Consider the following 16,723-nt stretch of genomic DNA (forward strand, 5'->3'; position numbering starts at 1 on the left):
GAAGACTATGAACGCTCATCGTTTTATTCTTTCAATTTTATTAATCATCAATCTTTTCGTATCGGCTGCATGCAGCAAAAAGGCCGTGCAAAGCGCACAAAAAAAGGAAGTCGTCATCTACACATACGATTCCTTTATGAGCGAATGGGGACCGGGAAGCGCGATCGCAAGCGGCTTTGAAAAAGCGACGGGCTTTTCAGCCGTATACGTAAACTGCGGAGACGCCGCGCAGGTGCTTTCGAAAGCAGTCCTCGAAAAAAACAACGTACAGGCGGACGTGCTCCTCGGCGTGGACAACAATTTAATAAACAAAGCGCGGAAGGAAAACGTCCTCGTTTCTTTTAAGCCCAAAGGCGCCGATGAGGTCATCCCTTCAGAGCTTTCGGACGGCTTGGGCGGCGATTGGCTCCTTACGCCCTACGACTGGAGTAAATTCGCGCTCATCTACGATACGCAGTCGAATACACCCGCGCCGAAAAGCCTTGAAGATTTAACAAAGAGCGAATACGCAAAAAAACTCATCCTTATGGATCCGAGAACGAGCACGCCGGGGCTCGGATTCGCCGCGTGGACGATCGCAGTATTCGGAAGCGATTACGAAAGCTATTGGCAAAAGCTCAAGCCCGCAGTATTGACGATGGCATCCGGCTGGAGCAGCGGTTACGGTCTTTTCACAAAGGGGGAAGCGCCGCTCGTTGTCAGTTACGTGACGAGCCCCGCCTATCACATCTATGCCGATAAAACGAACCGCTACCGAGCGCTCGTCTTTCCGGAAGGGCACGTCGAACAGATCGAAGGCGCGGGTATCGTAAAAGGCGCGCCGAACGAAAAAGGCGCAAAAGCGTTTATCGCCTACCTTATCGGAAGTGAAGCGCAAAACGCAATCCCGCTCACGCAGTGGATGTACCCGGCAAATAAAACCGTCGTCCTTCCCGAATGCTATGCGCTCGCATCGCCTGCAGAGTCGAAAACGCTCACGTACAACGCGGGCGAAGTCGAAGCTGCCGTTCCGCGCATCATCGAATCGCTCGGCAAATGACGAGAAGCCGCACCGGAAGCGTCGAATACGGAGTATGCGTGTTCGCTTCGGTACTTTTCATTTTAATAATCGGCGCTTTCGCTGTTCCCTTCGCCGCTGCTTTTTCACCGCTTTTTGTAAAAACCGAAAGCACTCGCATCGCAGGCGGATATATAGCACGTACGGCGCTCCGTACCCTCGCCATCGCATTTTTTTCTACGCTGACGGCTGCGGCAATCGGCATTCCCGCAGCTTTTTTTACCGCAAACAGAAGCTTTCCGGGAAAACGCTTTATCCTTTCGCTTTCCGCCGTTCCGTTGTGCGTTCCGTCGCTCATCGTCGCCCTCGGTTTCGTTTCCGTATTCGGCATCAACGGTGCGGTTAATTCTATTTTAATCAAAATCTTTCATCTGAAAAATGCACCGTTCACGTTCCTCTATTCGACGGCGGGCATCGTCATCGTACAGGGCTTTTACAATTTTCCGCTCGTCACCGCAGTCGTTTCCGCCTTTTGGGAAACGCTTTCGCCCGTAAAGCGCGACGCCGCACGCATGCTCGGAGCAAACGAGCGGCGCATCTTTTTTACCGTAACGCTGTACGAGCTTTCACCTGCCGTAGCCGCGGCATGCGTCCCCGTTTTTCTTTACTGCTTTTTCAGCTTTATGATCGTACTCCTGTTCGGAAGCGCGGGTTCTTCGACGCTCGAAACGGAAATATATCGGGCCGCGCGCGCTTCCCTCGATTTTAAAACGGCGGCAACCCTCGCACTCATCGAAACGATGTGTGCCATGATCGTGCTCTTTGTCTACGGCGCTTGTCGAAGTACGCAAGAAAGGGGAACAGCCGAGTATATGGAGAAAAAAGACTCACCTCCGATAGGGCACGCGCCCTATGAAGAAAAACGCACGAAAATACTCGAATGCGCTTTTGCTTCAGTCCTCGCCGTCCTCATCGCCTTTTTTTTTCTTGCACCGCTTGCGGGTATCGCTGCCGGAGGATTTTCCGGAAAAGGCGGCATTTCGTCCTTTATTAAAATTATCAACTCAGCGGGATTCAAAAGCGCGCTTTTCGGTACGTGCATAACGGCCCCCTGCACCGCCCTTTTGTGCATCACCGCAGGATTTACCTATGCCGCATATATCCGCATCCGCGATCCGTTCGGAACATCCGAAATGCTCAGGACGCTTCCCATGCTCCCGATGGCGCTTTCCTCGGTCGTCATGGGAGTCGGCATGACGATCGCCGTGCGCCGCGCATCCGTAGTGACGCTCGTTTTGGCCGAAGCCGCCCTCGCGTGGCCGCTCGCATTCCGGCAAATCTACGCATCGCTGTGCGCCGTGCCGCAGTCAACGCTCGACGCAGCCCGCATGCTTTCGCCGGTCGCACCCGATACGGTGTTCCGCATCATGATTCCGTCGGCAAAGCGCGGTATCGTTTCGGCTTTCGGTTTTTGCTTTGCGGTGAGTATGGGAGATACGGCGCTGCCGCTCGTTCTTTCCGTACCGCGCTTCGACACGCTTTCGCTATACACCTATCGCCTCGCATCGGCATACCGATTTTCCGATGCGTGTATCTCCGGCACGATCCTGTGTGCCTTGTGCGCCCTTGTCTTTGCACTCGGAAAAAAAATTAATAATTTCGGAACCGTTTATGGATAACTATTTTTGTGCGAAAAATCTCTTCCGCGTGTGGGATTCGGTTACCGTTGACTTTTCCTTTACGGCAGTAAAGGGTACGATGACGGTCATCGTCGGAAAAAGCGGCAGCGGAAAATCGACCGTACTTCGCCTCATCGCAGGACTCGAAGAGCCGAGCAGTCGAAACGATAGAAAAGCATGCGTCATAACGCTCGCCGGGAAAGAACTTTCAAAGCTCGCTCCGGGAAAACGAGGGATCGGCATGGTCTTTCAAAGTCCCGCGCTCTTTTCACATTTGACGGTTGCCGGAAACGTCGCGTACGCGCTCCGTTGCAAGGGTGTCGGCAAAAAAGAGGCGGAAGCCGAAGCTGAAGCTTATATCGCTGAGTTCGCTCTTACAGGCTTCGGAAAACGGATGCCCGATACGCTTTCGGGCGGCGAAGCACAGCGCGTATCGCTCGCGCGCACGCTCATCGCAAAGCCCCCCCTCGTCCTCTTCGACGAACCGCTTTCGTCGCTCGACGCGCCGCTTCGAAAAAAACTCGCATACGATATCCGCAAAAGCCAAAGGCGCGAAGGCTTTACCGGCATCTTCGTTACGCACGATATAGCCGAAGCGAAAGCCGTCGCAGACAAAATCATCGTACTGGAAAGCGGACGAAAAAAATGGGAAGGGCTGCCTGAAAATTTCAGCGAAGCGATGCTCGAATAACGGGACATTTACATAAAAAATCGGCGGCCCCCCCCCGTCGTCTGCACGGGGAACTTCGCGCAGGATTTACGAGCGTCTCCTATCTCAAAGTGCACCGTAAACGCCGCACTTTGTATCCTCAATATTCGGCGAATATCCTTTCGAGCTTTTCTTTTCCGATGATCTTCATAAAGCTTGCAAGGCGCGGCCCCTGCTCTTTACCGATGAGCACGCGGTACATGATACCGAAAAGCTCTTTCGGCTTAATGCCGCATCCGACGGCCGCGTCGTAGATCTTTTGCGAAAGCTCCTGCTCTCCGCTCGATTCGACAAAGGGCAGCACATCGCTTTTCATCTTTTCGACGACCGCTTTTTCCGCGTCGCTTAACGCGACCGCCCCGCTTTCGATCCGGAGCGCAAATTTAAAATCTTCCGGCGCGCATTCGGTGATCCAATACCACGCACACTCGCATCGCCGCTTCAGGCATTCTTTTTGTTCGTCCCGGACATCGCCCAAAGATGCGATGACCGCGTCGATGTCGCCCGAGTACGTCTGTAAAAGCGTCGTCAGCATTCTGAAGCCGATTTGATAGGGCATGACGCTCGGCATCGCCGGCTCCACTTGAGCAAGCAAATAGACGCGCTTTTCGTGATTTGCAACGTCATCGTTTTTTGCCTGTTCGAGCCCCCATGCGATGCGCTCGGTGCGGTCATATGCTTCATACATCGTAATGACGTCGAGATCGAAGCTAATCGCAAATTCGTGATCGACTTTGTTGACGGCAAAAATATAGCGCAGCACTTCCGGCTGGTACACGCAAAGCGCATCGGAAAGCGCGATGACTTTGCCCTTCGACGACGACATCTTTCCGGGGATTCCCTTTAAGCCGACAAAATCGTACTTCATTGTAACGGGTGCATCCCAGCCGTACACTTTTTTCGAAACGAGTTTTGCCGTATCGTAAGAACCGCCGGGACTCACGTGATCTTTTCCGCCCGGCTCGAACACCACTTTTTCTTCGTTCCATCTCATCGGCCAATCGACTCTCCAGCCGAGCTTAAAGCCCTTCGACGTGCGGAGATCTTCGGTCGCTTCATGTCCGCATTCGCACTTATACGATACGCCGTATTCGCCGTCGTAGCCGGTGATCTCCGTCGTATCGCGATCGCACTTCGAACAAAACACCGAAACGGGCCAATACGCTTCGTCGGCTTTCATCTTGTGCGCGTCGTCGCGGTATTCGTTCAGACACGATTTAATAAGCTCGCGATTTTGCATCGCCTTTTTCATGCCTTCGGCGTAGCGATTTGCACGGTAGCGTTGAGCTTGATATAAAAATTCGGGATGTATACCGACTCTCGGAAGCTCCCGCTCGATATCGACTTCGTGATGGCGCGCATAGTTTTCATCGCGCCCTGTCGTATCGGGCACCATCGTAATCGGAAAGCGCAGATATTTTTTCAGCTCGTCCTGATTCGGCATATTCGCGGGCACTTTGCGGAACACATCGTAATCGTCCCACGAATAGATAAATCGCACGTTTTTGCCGCGGTCGCGCAGCGCGCGCACGACCAAATCGACCGTGATGATTTCGCGGAAGTTCCCGATATGCACGGTACCCGACGGCGTTATACCCGAAGCGCAGGTATATAAATCTCGCTCGCCCCGTTCCGAAACGATATTGTCCGCGACGCGGTCAGCCCAATGGCACAAAAGTTTTTTATCGACACTCATAGTATTCCCTTATTAAAAATTATTCGTGCGGAGGGTTTAATACCCCGACGCTCTGCGTCGTAACAAAAGGTATTAAAGCCGACTGCAACCGCCTTATGAGAACAACATACCCCGACGCTCACGTCGGGGTTGTTGATTAATTATTATTCCGACCGATCGACGGCACGGATATTTTGCTATAATAGCACGCGGTCGGAAGAAAAACAACCGCCCGCGCGAAACCTCTCGCAAAGCCCACGTGCAACTACCTGCGCGCAAAGCCCGTACAAAGCCTCTGCCGCGCAAAGCCCCCCGTCACGCTTCGTATGCGTGCAGCTGCTCGGTCATAAGCGGGATGAGCTGCTTTTTGCGGGACACGACATCTTTCAAATAGTAGATATGCTCTTCAAGGCGGGGAAAGGTAACGAGAGATAAAAATTTTTCGTCTCCGACCAAAAACAGCATACTCGACAGCTGCGTGATGTCCGTAACGAGGAGCGCCGAAAAAAGCGCTTTTCGCGATCGCTGCTCGATTTCGAGCTCTTCGATGAATTCTTTTTTGCGATCGAAAATCTCTTTCGTATCGTCAACTTCGATTTGGCTCACCGTATAATCCACTTTGCCCTGCACATACTCTTTCATATCCTGGACGACAAGGGCGTGCGCGCTCCGCCCCTTAATGCGGCTTCCCGCTGCGATTACGTCTTTGCCGAGCTGTCTGATGTCGAGACCGGTGATGTCGGAAAGGTATGCTGCCGTCTCCCGATCTTCGTCGGTCGTCGTCGTCGACTGCAGGATGAGCGTGTCCGAAAGGATACCGCACAGCAAAATGCTCGCAATTTCGCGCGGGATCGATACTTTATTTTCGCGGTAGAGATTCGTTATCAATGTTGACGTCGAACCGATGGGCTTCGAAATAAACATAATCGGATAATCGGTGGAAAGAGTTCCGAGCCGGTGATGATCGATCACTTCGCGTATGCGGTAATGCTCGATGCCGTCGACTGCTTGAGAAGCTTCATTATGATCCACCAATATCAATTCGATGCCGGGCTCCTGCAAGAGATCGTGTTCGGAAATCAAACCGACGAGTTTTTTATCGTCGTCGATGACGGGAAGGCAGCGGCACGGAGACTCCTGAATGAGCGGTCGTATCTTAGCTACCGTGTCTTCAGGATGCACGGGAGGAACGTCGGCGTCCGCCATAACCGAAACGGGTGCAGCATACGGAATAAGCATGGCCGTTGGGGACGTCGCATAGGGACTGATGATAACCGACACTCCCCTCTCTTCGGCTTTTTCGCGCAGCTCTTTTTTCAGCGCCTTTCCGAGCGTGACGATAAGGAGTTTGACACCCGCATCGATCGCCGCACTCTGTATGTCTTCACGGTCTCCGGTGATGACGACGGCGTTTTCGCTGTTGTGCTCCGAAAGCGTTTTTGTAAAGGTTTCAAGCGACGCCGCCCCGACAAGTACCGACGCTTTAAACACGGCATTTTCATTTTTGACGATTACCGGCTGCGCGTGTATCGTGCGCGCGATGAGCGCGATACTCGCCGGAAATGCCGTCTTGTGTTCGGGATTTAAAACGGCGAGCACGTTTTGCGCAAATATATTGTAATGCAGCATCGCCATATACGCGCCCTTTTCGTCGACGACCGGCAGCACGCGGCTTTCGAGCCTGTCCATCGCGCTGATGGCATCCCACACCGATTCGTCTTCCCCGACCGCATCGCACGAACCGCTCATAAAGTAGGCGACTTTCGGAACGACGTTGGGGATATATTTCGGATAAGGCACTTTAAAGCGGTTAAACACGTATTCCGTCTGCGGAGAAAAATGCCCCGCTCTGCACGCGACATAATTTTTTTGACCGAGCAGCTCTTTTAAGCGCGCATACGCGGTCGCCGCAACGCCGCAGTCGGTGTCGGGATTTTTATGTCCGATTATGTAAACGGTCTTCTCTTTCATAGACGATATTTTCGTGCAAATTTCCCCCTTTGTCAAACAATTATAACCGGGCGGGAATCCATCAACCGGCGGATACAAGCGTCACGGAAATCCATTTTTAATGGGTAATGAGGCGGTCTAGAGTTTTCCATTTCAATGAGGACGCGAAGCAACACCGTGCCGTACATCGAGCGAAGTTCCCCGCGCAACCTTGCAACGAGCGCGAAGCGCGAAGTTCCCCGCGCAACCTTGCAACGAGCGCGAAGCGCGAAGTTCCCCGCGCAGGAAACGATGTTCCCGTTTATTTTTATAAAAAACCGCGTAATTTATCACTTTGTAAACGATATATAGGTCAGCGGCTCCCTTGCCGCATTATCTCAACAATCGAAGGTACAGCTATGGAATATACCCATAAACCCGTCGACGAACTCTCCTTTACCGATGACTTTATGTTCGGCACGGTCATGAAAAACAAAATAATTTGCAAAGGCATCATCGAGCGTCTTTTGCATATCAAAGTCGGCAAAATCGAATATCCCTCGCTGCAAAAAACGATAGCACCGTTTTACGAAAGCAAGGGCATACGCCTCGACGTCTATGTCTTCGATTCCGACCGCGTATTCGATATCGAAATACAAACGTCGATTCCGCCCTCTCTTCCCAAGCGCACACGTTATTACCAAAGCCTTATGGATGTCGATAACCTCTTGAGAGGACAAAGCTATGCGGAATTAAAAGAGAGCTACGTCATTTTTATCTGTACGCAGGATCCCTTCGGCAAAAGCTTGCCTGCCTACGAGTTTCGTAATATCTGTACCGCCGACGGCACTCTTTTTCTTGATGACAAAAGTGTTAATGTGTTTTATAATGTGGATGCCTACGGTAAAGAAGACGAACCTGAATTGAGCGCGTTGTTGGAGTATCTTTGCGAGAGGCGGGCGACGAGCGGTTTTACACAGCGGATCGATGCGCTTGTCGAAAAAGCGAAACGGAACGAAAAGTTCAGGAGCTGGTATATGTCGTTGAATATTTGGAAAGATGATTTACTAAGAGAGGGTTCACAGCTGGGTGAAAAGATCGGCTTTGAGCGGGGCGTTGCTGCGGGAATACGCAGAGGTCGACGCGACGGTATTGCCGCGGGATCGTATCAAAAAGCACGAGAAACGGCAAAGCTGATGCAGAGAGAAAGCTGTTCTGTCGATTTTATACAGCGGATGACCGGTCTCTCGGAAGCGGAAATCGAAAAACTGTAATGGTATTTGCTGTAAAGCTCGACATCCGGCCTTTTTAGGTAAAAATTGATTTCCGTCTACAAACCGTCGGATTCGATTGCCGTCCATCCTTTTTCGTGTTAAAATCGCCGCTATGGGTACTCGTTCAAATAAAATCGTCCCGAAAAACCTTGTCGACGAATTTAATAAACTCTACGGCAACGGCAAAGACGCCGTGCGCATCTTCACTTCTCCCGCACGCATCAATATTATCGGAGAGCACATCGATTATAACGGCGGAAAAGTGTTTCCCGCGGCGATCGACCGCTACCTCTACGTAATTATCAGAAAGCGGGACGATACACGCATTACCTACCGCGACGTAAAATTTCCCGGTGTCTACAACTTCGATATATGTGAACCGCTTACATACAAAAAAGAAAACGGCTACGCAAATTACTTAAACGGCATCGTGACGATTTTAAAACGAAGAGGCTGCGTCTTTTCAAGCGGCTTCGACCTACTCATTGGAAGCGACATTCCCCCTGCCGGAGGCATTTCATCCTCGTCCGCACTCGAATGCGGTTTCGCGTACGCGCTTTCCGAAATTTTCGGCTTCGGCATTTCGCGTAAAGATATTGCGCTCGTCGGTCAACAAAGCGAACACGAATTCATGAACGTCAAGTGCGGCATCATGGATCAATTCATCATCGCGACGGCAAAAAAAGATACGGCGGAACTGCTTGACTGTGCGACGCTCGGCTTCGAATACGTGCCGCTTGCGCTCAACGGCTGCCGTTTCGTCGTTATGAACACGCAGAAAAAACGGCAGCTTGCCGATTCGAAATACAACGAACGGAGAGCCGAGTGCGAACAGGCGCGCGCAATTTTACAAGCGGCAAAAATCCCGCTCACATCCGCCGGTAGATATACGAATACAAAAGATATTCCCGACCTGTGCGCTTTGACGCCGAAACAGTTCGACGAATGTAAAAATATTTTTGCCGACGAAACGATTTTCAGACGCGCCCGCCACTGCGTCACCGAAAACGAACGCGTTGCACAAGCGGCCGATGTGCTTAAAGCGGGAAATCTCACGGCACTCGGAACATTATTAAAAGAATCGCATGCATCGCTCAAAGACGATTACGAAGTGACCGGAACGGAACTCGATACGCTCGCAGACGCCGCAAATGCCGAGCGCTCGTGCATCGGAGCTCGAATGACGGGAGCGGGCTTTGGAGGCTGTGCGATCGCACTCGTAAAAAACGACGGCACGGAAGAATTTGTCGACAACGTACAGCGCGCATACGTAAAAGCGATCGGTTACGAAGCGGCCTTTTTTACTTGCTCGACCGCGGACGGAGTACGAGAGATCGAAACGGTGCGGCGGTAAAAAACGAGCACACCCGTAATGAGTGCGCCCGCTTTTTAAATGCCCATGCGCGGTTTCCGAAAAAATCGCTAAAGGCGAGTTTTTCAAGATGCCCGATAGTATTTTGAAAAGCAGCCGTAAAAGCCTCGCAGGAACTTTTTACGGCTGCCGTGTTGTCGGTAAAAAGCTGTCGGCTAGTGTGAGTTCAGCCACTTCTGCCACTGAGCTTCGCCTTTGTCGAGAGTGACCAATGTACCGACATATCTATTTATTTTCTTATTTATCTTATAATCAATAAGATAAGGATAGACGTTAGTTTCACCTTTAGGATCGTCTGCATAAATATCGCCTTTATAATATATCCCATAAGTAAATATTCTATTAGGCTGAAAATTATTATCACACACGTAAATGGCAATAACATTTTCTTCTTCGTCAAACGCCGCTCCCCACAGTGTTATACCATGTCCATACTTACCTTCATCATGTACGTGTACTCCGACTGCCTTTTTGGAATTGGGATTAAGAAGTGCATCTTTTAATATATCTTCAAATATTTTTTTTGTATAAGTACCTTCTGCCGCAACAGGATCCTTTCCTTCCTCTTTTCCAAAAACATCTTTGAATAGGGCAGGAGAATATGTTGTGTTTATTGCCAAACCTTTAAGTCCATAAAGATACCATCTAAGCCCGGAATATATCCAATTCCCATTAGTGGAATTTGGGCATTTCTTGCGAAATTCATTTGCTATGGAGCTTTTTATGTTTTCATCCGTATCAGGAAGCCCGCGTTTATAATAAGGATTATACATCTCGTACATAGTAGGATTATTTTCTTTTGTTATACCTTTCTTTTCCATGTACTTTTCTACATTTTCTTTGTTTTGTTCAAACCACCAATGCAGCATATTGGAAGAACTTTTTGCCCAACACTGACTACCATCAGAAAATCCCTGATTGTTAGAACCTGTTGGTCCCATCTTTCGTGTGTTAAAGAATTTTGTATGTTCCGTTTCATACCAATAAAAAACATAAGGCATTCTATGATATTCCGGTGGATTCGAACCTTGAATTTCGACAGGCTTTTTTTCTTCTGCAGTAGGGCCTTCTATTCCATACACCCACTTTATCGTTACGTTCGGATTCTCATTCTTTTTTTGCGTAAGTTCTACTTGCAATTCCTTACCTGCGGAAATGACATAGTTATTTGTGTTATTATCTTTAAATTTGATATACGCCTTTCTTTCCCATACGGTTTTGTTTTGCTTAAGGTGTAACGTTACCGTATCTTCATTGTCACCGGCAGACTCTTTACCGTCTACCCTCAGCCACTTTGCGCCTCCTCCTACCACTTCGGGCGTATAGTTCAATTTTCCGTTGAGCGTTTTTACTGTAACGGTGATATTAGCTTCATCACTTCCATACGAGACGGACAGGTTGTCTATGCTAATTGAGGGATCTGTGGTTTTTTGCTTCGTCTTAAAATGAACAACAGTGCTTACACCGGAACCATCTTTAGCGGTTATGGTTACTGTTGCTTCTCCGACATCATGATAGGCTTTTATCCAGCGGTTCCCATCGCCATTCGGCCATACTATATCATCATCAGACGACTTAATGTCCAGCTCTTTATTAGTGGCGTCCTCCGGTATTACTTTCAACTTGAGTTTATACTCCTCGCCGATAATCAACTCGACAGGGTCTGCAGGCTGCCCATCCTCAAATTCAATAGAAGTAACACGGACTGTAGCTGGCGTAACGGTTAGCGTCACTTTTTTTGATAGAGCCGGATTATCCGCTGCTGTTATGGTAATAGTTGTGCTTCCAACCTCTCTTGCCGTAATCAGCCCATCGGCAGTTACTGAAGCAATCGAGTCATCATCTATACTGTAGGTAAGCGTTTTGTTCGTTGCGTTTTCGGGCACAGCATACGCGCCGATTTGACGGGTGCCTCCATTCCCTACAAAAATAGTAGTTTCACCGGAGGGGATGACAATACCCGTAACAGGAATATGCGCTGCCGTAACGGTTACGGTAATTTCTTTAGAAACATTGTTTGAAGCTTTAATCGTAATTTTTGCACTTCCAACCGCTTTTGCCGTAATCAGTCCTCCGGCAGTTACGGATGCAACCCCTTCATTATCCGAAGTATAGGTAAGCTTTTTATCCGTTGCATTTTCCGGCACAGCATGAGCGTTGATTTGCCGTGTAGTACCTTTTACCAGCGAAATGCCGCTTTCATCGGGAGAAAGAACAATACCTGTAACCGATATATGCGCTGCGGTAACGGTAACATTGATTGTCTTCGAAATACCGTTTGAAGCTTTAATCGTAATTTTTGCACTTCCAACCGCTTTTGCCGTAATCAGTCCTCCGGCAGTTACGGATGCAACCCCTTCATTATCCGAAGTATAGGTAAGCTTTTTATCCGTTGCATTTTCCGGCACGGCATGAGCGTTGATTTGCCGTGTAGTACCTTTTACCAGTGAAATGCCGCTTTCATCGGGAGAAAGAACAATACCTGTAACGGTAACCGTCGTATCGGTCTTCGATAAATCGTTCGCACAAGATAAAAACAGCAAAGCAATGAGTGCCGCAAACAAAATCGTTTTATTCTTGTTTTTAAATAAATGTTTTATATTGTGTATCATATTGTATATTATACAATTTTTTTTATTTCTTTTCAAGCCGATAAATCAAATAAATTCAATAACTCCAATAAATCAAACAACCGTCAATATCGTGATATCGGCGTAAAAAATATTGCGGGAAAAATATTTCTTACTCGCATACAGGCATTCGGGCATAAAAAAAGGATTACCGGAAACCCGATAATCCTTACGATGCGGAGAACCTGACTTGAACAGGCACGGCTCGCGCCACTAGCACCTCAAGCTAGCGTGTCTACCAATTCCACCATCCCCGCGCATTGAAGGAAGAGTATCACAAGAGCTTAAGCGTGTCAAGAGCGCGCATTGCATCACGTTAAATCTAACCGAAAAAAACGGCGTATTATATCACATGCAGCATCAATCGGAACTAACAAACGTATACGAATATGCACCCTTGTCGCCCTCAGCGATCATTCCCAAAAAATTATTATGGCTTCCGAAAACCGCAATAGGTGCGTTACTGTTCGCTGCGCATACACCGCACACCGAACTCGTATCGCTTGTTTCACATACGCCGCCCGCCCCTTTTTCAAACATCGAAGAATAAAGCGGACGCCCGTGTTTGAAATCGTCTTCGTATTCGGGAAAGATGTGCGCCGTACCGAAGCCGCATTCGGCTGCGAGGCTTTCGGTCATCGTCTGCATCTTTTCGCGCACTTCGCTTTGGACGTCTTCTCCCGAATGCGGGGTATGTTCCGACGCGTCCGCCTTACATGAAGCGGATTGTGCTTTTTGCATATCGGAAATCGTTTGATACACCGACTGTATCGTAAACGGCGCAAGCGATGAAAAGCCCGCAGCGTCTTCGAGGCGAAAGCTTCCGACCGAAAGCCGCCTCAAACCTGCGAGATGGGCTGCGCTTTTACAACACGAGCCGATATCGCGGGCAAGGCTTCTGATATAGGTCCCTTTTGAAACGCTAAAGCGGACGCGGACGGCTTTTACACGACCGTCTTCGAATAAAAACTCTTCCGCTTCGGAAGCATATACGGTAACGGGACGAGAGGGCATTTCGGCGCTGCGTCCGCTCCGCGCAATATCGCTTGCCCGCTCGCCGTTTATGTGCAGCGCGGAAAAAAGCGGAGGCGTCTGCAGTATACCTCCCGTATAATGCTTGATTGCGGAAAGGACATCGTCTTTTTTCGGAAGAGGCGCGGTTTTAACAATTTTTCCGGTGTATTCGAGCGTATCGGTTTCGCTTCCAAATTCGATGACGGCGTCGTAGGTTTTATTAAAAGAAGTGATATATGATACAAGACGAGTGAGAGAGCCGGTACACACGACGAGGAGACCGGAGGCGAAGCTGTCGAGCGTTCCCGTATGTCCGACTTTTTTCGTACCGAGCGCGCGCTTAATCGAAAAGAGAGATGAAAAACTCGTTACGCCCGGACGCTTTGCAAAAAGAACGATGCCGCCCCGCATCCGAGCCTACTCCGTTTCACGAAGATCCGAAGCCGCATCGGCATTTTTTGCGTCTCCGGCAGTACGCCCTTCCCTTTCAAGTTCGTTCAGTTTTTGCACCATTTCAAAACCTTCTTTCATCGCCGTATCGACGTAAAAGGTCAAATGCGGAAACTGGCGGATACGGAGCTTTTTTGCAATCGCCGACTGGATAAAGCCCGCGGCGCTGTTTAAACCTTCGACGCCCGTCTTTACCTGCGCGTCGGGAAGAAAACTCGAAACGTAAACTTTTCCGTAGCACAGATCGTTCGACACGTCGACGCGGTTTACCGTCAAAAACGTCGACACGCGCGGATCTTTTACCTGCTCGGTGATGATGAGCTTTGAGATTTCATCGCGCAGCTGATCGCCGAGTCGCTGCATGCGGTACTGCTTCACTCTTTTTCGCCCTCGCCCGCATCGGCGGCAGCGGCTTCTTCGGCAAGCGAATCGCCGAGCTTTCTCGCCACTTTGATGAGTTCGAACGCTTCGAGCGTATCGCCGACTTGGATATCCTGCCAATCTTCGATGCCGACGCCGCACTCGTAACCCGCAGCGACTTCTTTCGCATCGTCTTTAAAGCGCTTGAGCGATGAAATTTTTCCCGTGAATTTGACGATCCCGTCGCGTATGAGGTGAACGCTGCCGCTCCGCTTGATGATACCGTCGGTAACATAGCAGCCTGCGATGACACCGATGCGCGGTACTTTGAACGTATTGCGCACTTCAAGCGTACCGGTAACTTCTTCTTTCGTATCGGGCGTGAGCATGCCTTCCATCGCCGCCTGCACTTCTTCGACGGCTTTGTAGATGATCGAATATTTTCTGATTTCGACACGCTCCTGATCGGCCAGCAGTTTTGCTTTCGCCGTCGGACGCACATTGAATCCGATAATGATCGCATTGCGGTCAGCGCTCGCAAGCGTAACGTCGCTTTCGTTGATGGCTCCCGCCGACGAATGGATGACGACGAGACGGATATCCTTTGTCGAAAGTTTTTCGAGCGCGGTTTTGAGCGCTTCGGCCGAACCCTGCAAGTCCGCTTTGATGATGACGCGGAATTCTTTGACGTTGCTCGCGTCGATCGTCTGATAAAGATTTTCGAGCGTAACTTTTTTGACCGCGCGCGCTTCTTCGAAGCGCTTCAATTCCTGCCGCTTTACCGAAACTTCGCGCGCGTCTTTTTCGCTTTCCGTCACTTGGAACGGATCGCCCGCATTCGGCATACTTTCAATGCCGAGCACTTCGACGGGCATGGACGGAGAGGCTTCCTGAATGCGTTTTCCGCGATCGTTGAACATAGCCCGCACGTGACCGGAGTAAATACCTGCAACAAAAGGATCGCCTTGATGAAGCGTACCGCGTTGCACGACGACCGTCGCGACGATACCGCGTCCCTGATCGACCCTCGATTCGAGAATCTTTCCTTCGGCACGGCAGTTGTAGTCGGCTTTCAATTCGAGCATTTCCGCCTGCAGCAAAACCGCATCGAGAAGATCGTCTATACCTTCGCCTTTGAGCGCGCTGATATTGACATACTGCGTATCGCCGCCCCAATCCTCAGGCGTAAGCCCGTGCTCGGAAAGCTGCGTGCGTACGCGGTCGGGATTCGCTTCCGGCTTATCGATCTTATTGACCGCGACGATGATCGGAACCTTTGCATCTTTTGCATGATTGATCGCTTCAAGCGTCTGCGGCATAACGCCGTCGTCTGCCGCAACGACGAGAACGACGATATCGGTTACCTGCGCGCCGCGCGCACGCATCATCGTAAACGCTTCGTGACCGGGCGTATCGAGGAAAGTGATCGTACCCTTTTCCGTCGAAACGGAATACGCGCCGATCGACTGGGTAATGCCGCCGAACTCTCCATCGGCGACATGCGAATGGCGGATCGCATCGAGCGTTTTCGTTTTGCCGTGATCGACATGTCCCATAACGGTGACGATGGGCGGACGCGGCTTTACCGTTTCCGCATTGTCTTTTTCGCTTTCGATGACGGTTTCGTCGTACAAACTGACGAGATGCACTTCGCAGCCGTATTCGGACGCGACAAGCGTTGCCGTATCGGAATCTATCGATTGGTTGATCGTAACCATCATGCCTTGCGACATGAGCTTTTGAATGATGTCGGACGCTTTTAAATTCATTTTGCGCGCGAGATCGGAAACGGAAATCGATTCCATGATATCGATCGATTTCGGTACTGCATTCGCAGGCGTTTCGGCTTTTTTCTTTTGCGCAAAAAATTTATCGTCTTCGAGCTGTTCGTCGGTTTTACGGTAAACCTGTTTTTTGCCTTTAAACGATTTTTTTGCAGGTCCCTTCGGAGGCGGAACTGCAGCGGGAGAACCGTAGCCGCCCGGACGCGCTCCTCCGGTGAATCCCGGACGACCGTTTTGAAAACCGGGACGAGCAGGACGTCCCTGAAAGCCCGTACGAGTACCCGAAAATCCGGGACGACCGCCTCTTCCCTGCGTATATCCGCCCTGTTGGTTTTCGCGTTCTCTGTTTTGATACCCGGCGCGCGCCTGTGCTCCGGTAAAGCCGGTACTGTCGCGATAGGGACGAGTGCCGTATCCCGTCCCTTGGGAACGAGGTGAAGATGCCCGGTAAGCCGAACGGTTTCTGTCGGAAAGATTACCGGCTTTGACATTGGGACGAACGGCGTTGAAGTCGTATGCTTTTTTGACCGGCGCGGCTTTTACCGGTTTTGTGCCAATATCGCCCGTCGGCTGCTGGACATTCGTCTCGGAAACGGGCGGCGCCTTTTTTTCGACGGTATCCGATGCGGCCGGTTCGGACATCTTTTGTGGGGATGGAGCCTGTACATCCGTCTTTACGACGATGCGCGGCCTTTCCGCCTTTGCACCATCGACCGCTTTCGAAGCGCGCTTAACGATGACGACACGCTTTTGCTTTTTTTCCGCAGGAGATGCAGGGGCTTTATCGGCCGCCGGCTGCTTTTTGTGATGAATTACGAATTCGGGCTTTTTTTCTACTTCATCCGCCATA

The 16,723-nt window shown here is 50.3% G+C and carries 11 protein-coding genes and 1 tRNA gene; 5 read left to right on the plus strand and 7 right to left on the minus strand.

What is annotated here, in order from left to right; all coding sequences use genetic code 11:
• Positions 1 to 7 precede the first annotated feature (7 nt).
• From IZU26_RS01380 to IZU26_RS01390, 3 genes are read left to right on the plus strand one after another with little or no spacing between them, the layout of a single operon-like run.
• Positions 8 to 1,039 carry a thiamine ABC transporter substrate-binding protein gene (locus IZU26_RS01380; protein WP_433276176.1) on the plus strand — a complete coding sequence of 344 codons (1,032 nt, stop codon included), beginning with the start codon at positions 8 to 10 and terminating at the stop codon, positions 1,037 to 1,039.
• Positions 1,036 to 2,676: an ABC transporter permease gene (locus IZU26_RS01385; RefSeq protein ID WP_433276178.1), complete on the plus strand. Its 1,641-nt coding sequence runs from the start codon at positions 1,036 to 1,038 to the stop codon at positions 2,674 to 2,676. The genes IZU26_RS01380 and IZU26_RS01385 overlap by 4 nt, the downstream gene beginning before the upstream one ends.
• A complete protein-coding gene (locus tag IZU26_RS01390; RefSeq protein WP_021330435.1) occupies positions 2,669 to 3,367 on the plus strand; it encodes an ABC transporter ATP-binding protein in 699 nt (232 codons plus the stop codon). Before IZU26_RS01385 ends, IZU26_RS01390 begins: the two co-directional genes overlap by 8 nt.
• 118 nt (positions 3,368 to 3,485) lie before the next feature.
• Here the strand turns inward: IZU26_RS01390 and lysS are convergent, their stop codons facing one another.
• The gene (gene lysS, locus IZU26_RS01395) at positions 3,486 to 5,081 is read right to left on the minus strand and encodes a lysine--tRNA ligase (protein ID WP_433276180.1); all 1,596 of its coding nucleotides are present in this window, start codon (positions 5,079 to 5,081) and stop codon (positions 3,486 to 3,488) included.
• Positions 5,082 to 5,375: 294 nt separating this feature from the next.
• Positions 5,376 to 7,031 (minus strand): putative manganese-dependent inorganic diphosphatase, encoded by a 1,656-nt coding sequence (locus IZU26_RS01400; protein ID WP_433276182.1) that lies wholly within the window; start codon positions 7,029 to 7,031, stop codon positions 5,376 to 5,378.
• A 377-nt stretch (positions 7,032 to 7,408) separates the two neighbouring features.
• On the opposite strand from IZU26_RS01400, the gene IZU26_RS01405 reads away from it, so the two are divergent.
• Entirely contained in the window at positions 7,409 to 8,263 is an 855-nt protein-coding gene (locus IZU26_RS01405) for an Rpn family recombination-promoting nuclease/putative transposase (RefSeq protein ID WP_433276184.1), read from the plus strand.
• A 112-nt stretch (positions 8,264 to 8,375) separates the two neighbouring features.
• A complete protein-coding gene (locus IZU26_RS01410) occupies positions 8,376 to 9,617 on the plus strand; it encodes a galactokinase (RefSeq protein WP_433276186.1) in 1,242 nt (413 codons plus the stop codon).
• 173 nt (positions 9,618 to 9,790) lie between these two features.
• Here IZU26_RS01410 and IZU26_RS01415 read toward each other — a convergent pair whose 3' ends face one another.
• The 5 genes from IZU26_RS01415 to infB all read right to left on the minus strand — a co-directional run bounded on the left by IZU26_RS01415 (position 9,791) and on the right by infB (position 16,722).
• Positions 9,791 to 12,247, minus strand: coding sequence for an IdeS/Mac family cysteine endopeptidase (locus IZU26_RS01415; RefSeq protein WP_433276188.1), 2,457 nt, complete (start codon positions 12,245 to 12,247; stop codon positions 9,791 to 9,793).
• Between the two features lie 193 nt (positions 12,248 to 12,440).
• A tRNA-Leu gene (locus IZU26_RS01420) sits at positions 12,441 to 12,522 on the minus strand.
• Positions 12,523 to 12,625: 103 nt separating this feature from the next.
• Positions 12,626 to 13,690: a tRNA pseudouridine(55) synthase TruB gene (truB, locus tag IZU26_RS01425; RefSeq protein WP_433276190.1), complete on the minus strand. Its 1,065-nt coding sequence runs from the start codon at positions 13,688 to 13,690 to the stop codon at positions 12,626 to 12,628.
• 6 nt (positions 13,691 to 13,696) lie between these two features.
• Positions 13,697 to 14,107 (minus strand): 30S ribosome-binding factor RbfA, encoded by a 411-nt coding sequence (gene rbfA / locus IZU26_RS01430; RefSeq protein WP_433276192.1) that lies wholly within the window; start codon positions 14,105 to 14,107, stop codon positions 13,697 to 13,699.
• Positions 14,104 to 16,722, minus strand: coding sequence for a translation initiation factor IF-2 (infB, locus tag IZU26_RS01435; protein WP_433276194.1), 2,619 nt, complete (start codon positions 16,720 to 16,722; stop codon positions 14,104 to 14,106). Before infB ends, rbfA begins: the two co-directional genes overlap by 4 nt.
• Between the last annotated feature and the right edge of the window lies 1 nt (position 16,723).

The sequence above is a fragment of the Treponema sp. SP13 genome (assembly GCF_050938355.1).
Lineage (GTDB): Bacteria > Spirochaetota > Spirochaetia > Treponematales > Treponemataceae > Treponema_D > Treponema_D socranskii.